The sequence below is a fragment of the Pseudofrankia asymbiotica genome (genome assembly GCF_001983105.1).
GTDB classification, from domain to species: domain Bacteria; phylum Actinomycetota; class Actinomycetes; order Frankiales; family Frankiaceae; genus Pseudofrankia; species Pseudofrankia asymbiotica.
Genome location: NZ_MOMC01000137.1, coordinates 1 through 10,981 on the forward strand (window position 1 = coordinate 1; position 10,981 = coordinate 10,981).

13 protein-coding genes are annotated in these 10,981 nt (G+C 70.2%); 7 read left to right on the plus strand and 6 right to left on the minus strand.

The window, feature by feature from the left end; genetic code table 11:
* On the plus strand, nucleotides 1–677 hold a 677-nt coding region (locus BL253_RS38280), incomplete at its 5' end, for an IS256 family transposase (RefSeq protein ID WP_116438936.1).
* Between the two features lie 122 nt (nucleotides 678–799).
* Here BL253_RS38280 and BL253_RS38285 read toward each other — a convergent pair.
* Nucleotides 800–2,332, minus strand: coding sequence for an ISL3 family transposase (locus tag BL253_RS38285; RefSeq protein WP_076822984.1), 1,533 nt, complete (start codon nucleotides 2,330–2,332; stop codon nucleotides 800–802).
* Nucleotides 2,333–2,905: 573 nt separating this feature from the next.
* Complete coding sequence (locus tag BL253_RS38290; protein WP_076822985.1) at nucleotides 2,906–3,337, minus strand: Hsp20/alpha crystallin family protein; 432 nt, start codon at nucleotides 3,335–3,337, stop codon at nucleotides 2,906–2,908.
* A gap of 273 nt (nucleotides 3,338–3,610) precedes the next feature.
* Between BL253_RS38290 and BL253_RS38295 the strand changes: the two genes are divergently transcribed.
* A complete protein-coding gene (locus BL253_RS38295; RefSeq protein ID WP_241835527.1) occupies nucleotides 3,611–3,994 on the plus strand; it encodes an ATP-binding protein in 384 nt (127 codons plus the stop codon).
* A 144-nt stretch (nucleotides 3,995–4,138) separates the two neighbouring features.
* On the opposite strand, the gene BL253_RS38300 is transcribed toward BL253_RS38295, so the two are convergent.
* The 3 genes from BL253_RS38300 to BL253_RS38310 all read right to left on the minus strand — a co-directional run bounded on the left by BL253_RS38300 (nucleotide 4,139) and on the right by BL253_RS38310 (nucleotide 6,329).
* Complete coding sequence (locus tag BL253_RS38300) at nucleotides 4,139–4,480, minus strand: helix-turn-helix domain-containing protein (protein ID WP_076822987.1); 342 nt, start codon at nucleotides 4,478–4,480, stop codon at nucleotides 4,139–4,141.
* 658 nt (nucleotides 4,481–5,138) lie between these two features.
* The gene (locus BL253_RS45045; protein ID WP_081439105.1) at nucleotides 5,139–5,450 is read right to left on the minus strand and encodes a response regulator transcription factor; all 312 of its coding nucleotides are present in this window, start codon (nucleotides 5,448–5,450) and stop codon (nucleotides 5,139–5,141) included.
* 39 nt (nucleotides 5,451–5,489) lie between these two features.
* Entirely contained in the window at nucleotides 5,490–6,329 is an 840-nt protein-coding gene (locus tag BL253_RS38310) for a TIGR03620 family F420-dependent LLM class oxidoreductase (protein WP_076822988.1), read from the minus strand.
* Between the two features lie 72 nt (nucleotides 6,330–6,401).
* On the opposite strand from BL253_RS38310, the gene BL253_RS38315 reads away from it, so the two are divergent.
* Complete coding sequence (locus BL253_RS38315; RefSeq protein WP_076822989.1) at nucleotides 6,402–6,809, plus strand: nuclear transport factor 2 family protein; 408 nt, start codon at nucleotides 6,402–6,404, stop codon at nucleotides 6,807–6,809.
* Nucleotides 6,810–6,876: 67 nt separating this feature from the next.
* Here the strand turns inward: BL253_RS38315 and BL253_RS38320 are convergent, their stop codons facing one another.
* Nucleotides 6,877–7,767, minus strand: coding sequence for a helix-turn-helix domain-containing protein (locus BL253_RS38320; RefSeq protein ID WP_076822990.1), 891 nt, complete (start codon nucleotides 7,765–7,767; stop codon nucleotides 6,877–6,879).
* A gap of 127 nt (nucleotides 7,768–7,894) precedes the next feature.
* Between BL253_RS38320 and BL253_RS38325 the strand changes: the two genes are divergently transcribed.
* From BL253_RS38325 to BL253_RS38340, 4 genes are all read left to right on the plus strand, one after another.
* Nucleotides 7,895–8,878 carry an NAD-dependent epimerase/dehydratase family protein gene (locus BL253_RS38325; protein ID WP_076822991.1) on the plus strand — a complete coding sequence of 328 codons (984 nt, stop codon included), beginning with the start codon at nucleotides 7,895–7,897 and terminating at the stop codon, nucleotides 8,876–8,878.
* A 559-nt stretch (nucleotides 8,879–9,437) separates the two neighbouring features.
* On the plus strand, nucleotides 9,438–10,160 hold the full coding sequence (locus BL253_RS38330; protein WP_076822992.1) for a hypothetical protein: 723 nt from the start codon (nucleotides 9,438–9,440) through the stop codon (nucleotides 10,158–10,160).
* A gap of 258 nt (nucleotides 10,161–10,418) precedes the next feature.
* On the plus strand, nucleotides 10,419–10,649 hold the full coding sequence (locus BL253_RS38335) for a hypothetical protein (protein ID WP_076822993.1): 231 nt from the start codon (nucleotides 10,419–10,421) through the stop codon (nucleotides 10,647–10,649).
* A gap of 41 nt (nucleotides 10,650–10,690) precedes the next feature.
* Nucleotides 10,691–10,981, plus strand: a 291-nt coding sequence (locus tag BL253_RS38340; protein WP_338013788.1) for an IS110 family transposase, incomplete at its 3' end; no start/stop codon positions are given.

Sequence of the window (10,981 nt, forward strand, 5' to 3'; positions counted from 1 at the left end):
TCTACGCCGCGATCGGCGTCACCGCCGACGGCGAACGCGACATCCTCGGCCTCTGGGCCGGCACCGGCGGCGAGGGCGCCAAACACTGGCAGCTCGTCCTGACCGACCTGAAGAACCGCGGCGTGCTCGACGTCCTGATCCTCGTCTGCGACGGACTGACCGGCCTCCCCGACGCCGTCGCCGCTGTCTGGCCCGACACCATCGTCCAGACCTGCATCGTGCACCTGCTACGCAACTCGTTCCGCTACGCGTCCAAGAAGGACTGGCCCGCGCTCGCGAAAGACCTCAAGCCCGTCTACACCGCCCCGACCGAGGCCGCCGCGCTCGACCGGTTCGCCGACTTCTCCGCGGTCTGGGAGAAGAAATACCCGGCGATCATCCGGCTCTGGGAGAACGCCTGGGCCGAGTTCGTCCCGTTCCTGCGCTTCGACGCCGAGATCCGGACCGTCATCGCCACGACCAACGCGATCGAGTCGCTGAACTCCCGGTTCCGCCGCTCCGTCAAGGCCCGCGGCCACTTCCCGAACGAGCAGGCCGCCCTCAAGCACCTCTACCTCACCGTCACCAGCCTCGACCCCACCGGCCGCGGCCGGGCAAAGTGGATGATCCGCTGGAAAGCCCCCCTCAACGCCTTCGACCTCGCGTTCGACGGCCGCCTCACCGCCGGCCGAAAGTAGCAGACAAACTACAACCCGTTACACCGTTAACTTGACAGCCCCCGTAATTTTCGGTAGGTACGCGGCGACGAGCGGGGCTGTCAAGTTAACGGCTCTGGCTCAAATTCGGTGGTGACTGAGTGTTAGCCGAGCAGGATGCGGTGGCGGAGTAGCGGGAAGCCAGCTCGGCCGTGCATCTGGCGCATGATCCGTTTGGTTTTGGTGTTGACGCCTTCGGTCCCGCCGTTGTGGTGGGGCAGGGTGAGTGCGGCGTTTGCGGTGTCGCGGTCGAGGTCGAGGCCGTGGGTGAAGGCGAGCAGATGGGGCAGGTCGGCGGCGCGGACCCTGGTGATCCACTCGGTGAGCCGGTCGGCGTTGCCGGTCGCGGGTTGAAGGAGTCCAGCGAAGGCGCGGACGAGACCGGCGAGTTCGGTCATTTCCGGGCAGGCGGCGGTGAGTTCGGCGAGCCGGTCGCGCTTGGAGTCGGTGAGCGTGTCCGGTCGGGTGAGTAGAAGCCGGGTGACGCGGCGAGGAGAGATCGCGGGCCGGTCGGCGTCGACGCGGCCCTGGTTGATGTAGCGGACGAACAGGTTGAAGCTGCCGGGATATCCCTGGTCCTTGATCTCGTGGAACAGGTGTAGCACGGGGACGGCGGGCTGTTCGGTGCGGCGGCGCTTGAGGTAGTCACGGTAGGGATCGACGAGGGTCGGTCGGTAGGCCGGCGCGCGGACGAGCCGTTCGGGTTCGCTGGCCCGCGCGTAGCGCTTGACGGTGTTCAGGCCCAGGTTGAGCCGCCGCGCGCAGTCGAGCAGTCCGACGCCCTGGCCGAGTAGGCCGTGGACCTGGTGCCAGCGTTCCCGGGTCGTCTGGGCGCGAGGTCCGTCGTTGGGAGGCGGCCCGGCCTTGGCCCAGCAGGCGCTGTGCGCCGCGATCTCCTTCAGTACGGCCTCGGCGAGGTTATGCCACAGATGCCAGCGGTCCATGACCTGGATCGCGCCGGGAACGGCTCTGCGCGCCGCCTCGGCGTAGGCGCCGGAGCCGTCCCGGCAGACGACCTCGACGCCGGGATGGGCGCGCAGCCAGGCCTCCAACGCCTCTGCGCCGCGCTCGGGCAGGACGTCGACCCGACGACGCGTCTGGGCGTCGATCAGGATCGTGGCGTAACGGCGCCGGCGGCGCAGCGCGAAGTCGTCGACGCCGAGGACCCGCGGCACTGCCAGTGGTGGGAGTGGCAGGCGCAGCAGGCAGCGCAGGGCGCTGTGCCGGGACAGCCGGATCGCCAGCGCGGACAGGACCCGAATGCCAGCCCGGCCGGCTAACTCGCGGACCACCGCCCCGATCTGGGCGGTGAGGCGAGGCGTGCGCCGCTGGTAGCGCTCAAGCACACCGGTCAACTGCTCGCGGAAGGTCTGACGGCAGCCGCGCGTCGGGCACAGCAGCCGGCGAACCCGCACGACCACCAGCACACGGCGGCCGTCGATCGCCACGTCCGCCAGTGTCCGCTCGCCATAGCTGTGCACCCGAGACGTCGCCATACCGCAGTCCGGACACGTCACCGGCCCGTCGGGCGTCCGCGCCCGCAGCCGAACGAGTTCGCCCTCGTCCGCCACCTCCTCGATCAACAGTGGCGACAAGCCCGAAAACGTCAGCTTCACCAGACGATCCGCACCACCCATGACACATCGTGACGACCCACCGGAAGCGGAGCACGGACCTCCAGGATCAACACGCCGCAGAGACCACAATCCGTCACCACCGAATTTGAGCCAGAGCCGTTGTTCTTACAGGCCCCCCCGACACTCCGAATGCAACAGACCAGGTCTGGCCCCCGGTAGAGCGGCCGGGGGCCAGACCTGCGCGCGAAGCGACGTGATGATGGGCGTTTCTTTGGGGATCGTGAGTGGTGGCTATGTCTCCCTTCGCCGTGCCGCTGATTCGATGTCGAGGGTCGGGGTGTTGGGCGGTGCCCGCTGCCCGGCTCTGCGTTGGAGCCGTCGGGCAGCCGGCGGTCCGGATCGGTGCGGGTGGGGACTGCACGCGGTCAGTGATGGTCGCGGCGACGCTGGTCTCGGCACGGGTGGCCGCCCCGGGCCGCCTGTCGGAACGTCGCTGTCCCATCCGGCCGAGATGATCGCGTCGAACTCGGCTTGGAGCAGGTCGGGGTCGGAGCAGATCAGGTCCGCCAGCTGCGTCTCGACCGGCTGGACCGGCGCCGCCCCCTGCAGGGTCGTCATCGGTCCCACCGCGGCTCAGGCGTGGATGGCCCGGCGGTCGTCGCTGGAGGTGTCGATAGCGATCTTCCGGGGCTTGGCTCTTTCGGCGACCGGGATCCGCAGGGTCAGCACGCCGGCGTGGTAGCTGGCGGTGATCTTCTCTGTGTCCAGGTTGTCGCCCAGGATCAACTGGCGGCTGAACACTCCGCGGGGCCGCTCGGCGACCAGGACCTCCCGCTCGCCCTTCAGCGCCGGACGTTCCGCCCGCACGGTCAGCACGTTGCGTTCGACGTCCAGGTCCACCGTGGCGGGGTCCACCCCTGGCAGATCGAACTCCGCCACGAACTCCTCGCCCTCACGCCAGGCGTCGATCGGCATCCCGGTCGGCCGGGCCACCGTGCCCAGGGTGCCGAGCACCTGCTGGCTGARCCGATCCAGCTCCCTGAACGGGTCGGTGCGCACCAACATCGGAACTCCACCTCCACGATCACGATCTTGTCGATCAGAGCGTTGGGCCATCTACTTATCTGTGTTCGCTGACCCAGATTTTTTATAGCACCGACGGCACATCTGAGGCAAGACCTCGGTCGGCCGTCCGGGCGGAATCCTCGGAGGCGCCCGTGAGACCGTCCGATGTGGTGGCTACGCGAAGGGGTCGGCCGCAGGCGCGGTTCGTTGAGGCCATGGGTGGGCAGGAGAGCCGGCGAGAGACATGATCGACGGGGTGAGGGGTTGGTCGCGGTGCGCGACAGGGGCTGGTCGGCCAGCGTGGAGCTCCCGTTCGACGCTCGTTCCGTGGGCGCCGCTCGGGAGGTGCTGCGGGGGCTGTTGCTGGCCTGGGGCCATGAGCATCAGATTGACGATGCCACGGTGGTGGTGTCGGAGCTGGTGACCAACGCCGTGCAGCACGCCGGTGAGCAGGGGCAACTGCGGCTGGAGCTTCGGGCCACCGGTGAGGTGCTGCGCCTGGAACTCGCCGACGGGTCGTCGGTGCGGCCGATGGCTCGGGAGATCGTCGATTCCGATGAGCGGGGCCGTGGGATGCACATCGTCGATGTGCTCACCGCCCGGTGGGGGGTCGAGACGCACGGCGACGGTAAACGCGTCTGGGTCGAACTCGACTAGCCCTCTGGGGCTGCCACGTGGACGGGGTCGTTCGGTGGCTGGGTTCGCCACGGGTCCGCGGTGGCTGGCCTGCGACGTCGCGTCCGCCACCGTTAACCGAAGGCGGGCACATCCCGACTGGTCGGATTGCCGTTGGTCTGCGCGTCAGGGGGTTTCGGCGGTCGACGGCTGGCTGTCGCGTATTCGCTGGTTGAGTTGCTGGGCTTCGGCGAGTTGGTCTTCGAGGATGACGATGCGGCAGGCGGCGTCGATGGGGGTGCCTTGGTCGACGAGTTCCCGGACGCGGGCGGCGAGACGCAGCTGGTAGCGGGAGTAGCGGCGGTGGCCGCCTTCTGAGCGCAGCGGTGTGATCAGGCGAGCTTCGCCGAGGGCCCGCAGGAAGGCGGGAGTGGTGCCGAGCATCGCCGCCGCGCGGCCCATGGTGTAGGCGGGGTAGTCGTCGTCGTCGAGACTGTCGGCCGGTCTGCGAGCGCTTTCAGGGGTCATCGCGCCTCTCGGGACACGTCGAGGGGCCCGGTGCCATACGGCACCGGGCCCCGAGGGTTCACCACCATCTACCAGCCAAGGCGCGCCGGCTTCTGGAACCCGCCTGCCCACCCGAGAGGGCGGGGGTGCGGGGATCGCATATGCGTGACCGGGAACCACCTTCCAATCCGGGGCCTGCGCGGCGTCCGAGCGAGAGCGCCCATCGCCCGGGCGATCCTGATGGTGCCTGCTCCCCTCTCCTCGTGGGTCACCTGTCTGGGTTCTGCCGAACTTGTTGCGGTGATGCTCGGCGGCCTGCCCTGGCCGCCGTCCTGCTCACGGCAGTTCCTGTCTGCCGCGACCATGGACTCTCTTGGCTACGAGATGAACTGTACCCAGGGTGGCGCCGGATGTCTACTACAGCTGGGACAGATTTTCGGGCTCCCAGCAGACAGCTACTCTCCAGTGGCTCTGGTAGCGAGTTTGGATCAGAAGATGATCTTGTTTGCGCCRTGAGGCGCTGTGGTTCGAGTGGAGGTGGGGGACCTTCGCCTGGTCTTCCATGACAGCCACTTTTGCCGGATCGATCCTGGATCGAACCTGGCGACGACAGGGATCGGGCTCACGGTGCAGGAAGGGCATCCCAGGGTCGACACCTGGGAATGCGCCCGGGCGTGGCTCAGTCCGGCGCCGCTCCGGGACCGACCGAGTACCGGCTCGGGACGACCAGGCCGGTCTCGTAGGCGTAGACGACCACCTGGGCGCGGCTGGACAGCGCGAGCTTGGTCATCGTCCGGTTGGGATGGGTCCTGACCGTCGAGGCACTGAGCACGAGACGTTCGGCGATCTCGGGATTCGACAGCCCGGTGGCGACCATCCGCACGACCTGGCGCTCGCGTGCGGTGAGCGTCGCCTCCGGAACATCGGCGGGGTCGACGCCGATGTCCCGATCAGCACGATGACATCCCGATCGGCACCCGACACCACCCACCGCTGGCGGTCCAGGTGACGGCGGTGAGGGTGGTGACGGTCAGGTCAGCCCCTTCTCGACGCGCTCGAGCACCACCTCGGCCGGCGGCGGCGGCACGAACTGGAGCACCACCTGGTCAGCGCCGGCTGCCCGCTGTTCGGCCACCCGTTCGGTGACGGCGCCCGCCGGGACGACCAGCGCGTCCACCAGCCGGTCGCTCGTCGTGTCCAGATCCGCCTGCTCGAGACCGAACCGCAGGAGGTTGCTGGTGTAGTTCGGCATGCCGAGGCACAGCTGCAGGTAACCGCGGGTCCGCTCCCGGTCGAGACCCACCATCTGGGTCGGCGCGAGCCAGCGGTCCGGCCCGAGCGCCGCCCGTACCGCCGCCGTGTGCGCCACCGGCGCGAAGTACGTGTGCGCGCCATCCGCCGCGGTCCCCGCCAGCTCCATCATCTTCGGGCCGAGCGCGCCGAGCACCCGGGTCGGCAGCCGGCGGTGGCCGCGGGCCGCGTCCATCGCGGCCAGGTACGCCCGCATCGTCGCCAGCGGCGGACCGAACGTGTGCCCGCGCGCCTCGACCAGCGCCCTGTGGCTGCCCCCGAGCCCGAGCACGAACCGCCCCGGGAACGCCTCCTCCAGCGTCGACGCGACCGCGACCATCGCCTCCGGGTCCCGGGCGTGGATCACCGCGACGCCGAGCGCGACGACCAGGTCGCTGGTCGCGGACAGATACAGCGCCGCCCGGACGAACGGGTCCACCCCGCTGTACTCCTGAAGCCAGATCGTCCCGACGCCGGCGCCCTCGATGCGGCGGGCGGCGGCGATCGCCTCGGCGGCGGGCAGCCGGTCGAGAAAGCCGGCCCACAGGCCGATCTCGCCGGCGCCGCTTGGGCTGGGCATAGTGCGTCTCCCTTGCAGCCGGAGCCTGCTAGCGTCGAATTCGGGGTCGAAATCGATATTAGGGCGGTGACTGTGGCCGAGCTTGAGATCGCCGACGAGTTCGCGATCCGGACCGTGCTCGCGCGGTACTGCCATCGCTGCGACGACGGTGACATCCCCGGGCTGCTGGAGCTGTTCACCGCCGACGCGGTCTACACCTACGGCCAGGCGGTGGCCGAGGGGACGGCCGGGCTCACCGAGTTCTTCGCGCCGATGCGGGACGCGCCGCATCGGCGGGGCAAGCACCTCACCGTCAACATCGTCGCCGAGCCGGCCGGCCCGGACGCCGCCACCGCGCTGTCCGACTTCGTCGTCCTGCGGATCGTGGACGGCCAACTGATGCCGGTCATGGCCGGCCGGTACGCCGACACGCTCGTCCGGTCGGGCGGCGCCTGGCGGATCAGCCGCCGGGACACCCTGCTCATGCGGGCGCCGGCCTGAGCACCCGCCGTTGTATTGATCGTGGGCGCGGATGTGTTGTAGATCGGCGGACGGCAGCGGGCGGCCGTCAGGTCGCCCGCTGCGCGGGGCGCTGGGTGCGGCGCGCCCGGATGGGCTCGTCGTCGGGATCCCGGGCCCCTAGCGCGTACGAGGCCAGCAGCGCGAGCTTCTCCGCGGCCGGCGAGCCGGCCGGGGCGTGCCAGAGCGCCAGGACCTGCCCCGAGGTGCCCGGGATCGGCAGCTTCTCCCGGTAGAGCTCAAGTGGGCCGGCCTCGGGGTGGTTCACCGTCATGGTCGAGCCTTCGCGCCGCACGACGTCGTGACGGGCCCAGAGCGTACGGAAGGTCTCGCTGACCAGGGACAGCTCGCCGACGATCTCGACGAACCGCGGGTCGTCGAGATCGCTGCCCACCGAGGTCCGGAACCCCGCGAGGATCCCCTTCGCCGCGGCCTCCCAGTCGGGGTAGAAGTCCCGTTCGGCGGGGTCGAGGAAGTAGTCGCGCATTCGGTTGTGACCGGGGACGAATCGTGGTGAGAGCACCGCCGCCATCGCGTTCGCGGCCAGGATGTCGAAATGCCGGCTCTCCACGAAGGCGGGGAAGGTGACGGCGTCCAGCAGCGCGCGGATGTTCTCCGGCACGGTCTCGCGCCGGGGCTCGCGGCCGCGCGGCCGGCGGGACTGGCCGCGCGCGAGGCCGAGCAGGTACTCCAACCCGGCCGCGTCGAGCCGCAGCACCCGTGCCAGGGACTCCAACACCTGCGTGGACGGACTACGGTCGCGTCCCTGTTCCAGACGCAGGTAGTAGTCGGCGCTGATCCCGGCGAGCATCGCGACTTCCTCGCGCCGCAGCCCAGGCACCCGGCGCGACCCGTGCTGGGGTATGCCGGCCTGCTCGGGAGTGACCAGTGCGCGCCGGGCGCGCAGGTACTCGCCGAGGGGGTTCGCTCCGTCGTTCACCCGTCGACCATAGGTCGCCCCGCGCCAGCGGTGGGTGGCCCTGGCACCCCCAGGAACGTCGGGGCACTCCCCCGCCCGCGCCGCCGCCCCCAGGCTCGAAGGGAGCAACCACGACGGAAGGAACGTGATGACTACCGATCTGGCATTGGTCACCGGTGGATCCGGGTATGTGGGCACCCAGCTGATCGCCGCGCTGCTGCGCGCCGGAACTCCCGTGCGCGCCACGGTCCGTTCCCTGGAGCGCTCCGATGAGCTGCGCGCGGCGGTGCGCCGCGGCGGCGCCGACGAGAGAGGCCTGGAGCTGGCCGCCACGGACCTTACCGCGGACGACGGATGGGACAACGCCGTCGCCGGCTGCGCGGCGATCTACCACGTCGCCAGCCCCCTGCCCTACGTCCAGCCGAAGGACCCGGACGACCTGATCGTGCCCGCCCGCGAGGGCGCACTGCGGGTGCTGCGGGCCGCGCGTGACGCCGGCGCCCGCCGCGTGGTGCTGACATCCTCGTTCGCCGCGGTCGGCTACACGCCCAAGCCGGGCGCCGAGTTCGCCRAGGACGACTGGACCGATCCCGACACGCCCGGCCTGGCGCCCTACCCACGGTCCAAGACGATCGCCGAGCGAGCCGCGTGGGACTTCATGGCACGCGAAGGCGGCGACACCGAGCTGGTCTCGATCAACCCGACGTTCATCCTCGGCCCGACCCTCATCTCGGACCTCCGGTCATCCACCCAGCTGATCAGGGCGATGGTCGACGGGACGATGACGATCGCTCCCCGCGCCCGGTTCGGCCTCGTCGACGTCCGCGACGTAGCCGACCTTCACATCCGCGCCATGGCCGCCCCGACGGCCGCGGGCAAGCGGTTCCTGGCCGTCGCCGACGGCCCGTCGATCAGCTACCTCGCGATCGCCCGGACCCTGCGCGAACATCTCGGCGCGCTGGGGGCGAACGCGCCCACCGAGGAGGCGCCCGGCGACGACCTGCCCCGGCCGATCATCCACAACGACCGCGCCCGCACCGAGCTCGGCTGGCAGCCACGCCCCGTCGAAACGACGATCCTGGACACCGCCGAGAGCCTGCGCGCCCTCGGCCTCCTGCCACAGACCGTCTAGAGATCCTTTTGATCGGGCTGGTCGCGGTGATGGCCGAGCTCGCTCTGGCCGTCTGACCAGCGCGGCAACCCGTATCCGCCACGCCACGCCTCGGTCGAATGCGACAGCGCCGTTGGCAGCGGCGTGGGTACCCGACCGGCGCATACGCGGCCTGGCCGGTCGCGCCAGCCGGCCGCCGGCTCCCGGGCGGACGCAACGCACTAGGCTGCCGCGAACTCGGGACAGGACGGGCACCGTGGATCGGCGGCCTGGCGGTCCGGTCGGGACGGCCTGGCGTAAGCCCGGCGGAGGGGGCGCGCGGCAGATGGCCGAGTACGGGCACGACGATCCCGTCGCGAGCGGCGGGTGGGCGGTGCCCGAGGGTGGGCCGGGACCAGCTCCGCGGGCCGGTGGCGAGCCGGCGGAGCTGCCGCCTGCCTGGGCGTGGCCGCCGGTTTCAGGAACGGCCGGGCCGGTGGCGCCGGGGCCGGGTCTGCTGCGGCGGTGTGTAAGCGGGGCGTTCGCGACGGTCTGTAGGAATCCGGCAGTCACGCTGGGTCTGGCCCTCGCGGTGGGTGTTGTGACCACCGGTGCCGCGCTGGCCGCCGGGATCGCCGCGAAGAACCTGACGGGTCCGGCCTTCACCACGGTCGAGGTGGCCATAGGCACGCTCGGTGTTACCGGGCTGTGCGTGCTGGCGGGGCTGTTCGCGGTCATCGCCACCGCGGACGGGGCCGGTGGCGATGCCGGCACGGCGGTGCGCCGGGCGCTGCCGCGCCTTGGTGGACTGGTCGGGATCGGGCTCGTGATCGGCCTGCTGGGCAATCTGGAGCTTTATGGCCGCGACATCCTTCCGTTCGGCGTGCGCCTGCTGATGGGTCTGCTGCACAGCTGGCTGTGGGTGCTGACGGCGCTGGCCGCTCCGGTGTTCGCGGTGGAGGGCGGCACGACGCGCGCCGCGTTCGTCCGGTCGTACCGGCTGGTCCACGGGCGGATGTGGGCGACGTATGGCCTGCTGGTGGTGGCGCAGCTGTTCCAGACAGCGGTCTGGTATGTGTGCTACCACAACGCGCTCGACGGGAGCACGGCGACTGGTGACGGTGTGCTGACGGTTGGGGACCGCGTTGTCATCGCCGCCGTGGCGCTGCTCGCCCACCTGATTGTTTCCCCGCTGTTCGCCGCGCTCCTAGCCGTCATCTTCATGGACTACCGGCTGCGGCCGCCGTCGTTGCGGTTTCCCGGCGAGCCGCCAACGAACGGTTTCAACTCCGCCAAGGAATGGCCACGGCCGCTTGGCTGGTGACCGGTAGCAGCGGGCGATGACGGCCGTCGCCGCTGAGCGGTGTCGATAGCACGGACTCCCGCCGCGACAATTCCATCGGATGCCGCCGACATCCATGATCAGCACGAACGAGCGACGCCGTCAACAGCGTGGACAACGGTAGGGGGATTCTCCCGCAACCCCCTGGCGACAGCTATCGCGGCAACCCTCAGCGGCGCCCGCCGATCAGTTGCCCGCCGCCGCTTCCGCCGGTGCTGGAGATCGGACGTACCGTCAACTGTGGCTATCCGACGACACGCGCTCGACGAGCGGTTCGAGGGTAATCTGCTCGACTCGGATGTCTGGTTCCCGTACTACCTGCCGCACTGGTCCTCACGAGCCCAGACGCGTGCCGCGTACGAGGTGCGCGACGGGGAGTTGCACCTGTTCGTCCCACCGGAGCAGCCGCTATGGTGCCCTGATGCGATGAAGGAGCGGGGCCTCCGCTCCTTGGTGACGGCCCCCGGGTAGGCCGGGGGTTGTTGCCATCGTCACTGGACGAGGAGGCCCCTGTGACTCAAGGGTACGAGGGTTCGCAGGTAGTCGGTATTGATCTGCATCGTCGCCGGAGTGTGGTGGTGCGGATGACGCCGGAAGGTGTTCCGCTCTCGACGGTCCGGATCGCCAACGATCCGGAGACGTTGGCGGCGGAGGTCGCGAAGGCGGGTGCGCACGCCGAGGTGGTGTTGGAGGCGACCTACGGCTGGTACTGGGCGGTCGACGCGCTGGGCGACCTCGATGCCCGGGTGCATCTGGCCCATCCGCTGGGGGTGAAGGCGTATTCCTATCGGCGGGTGAAGAAC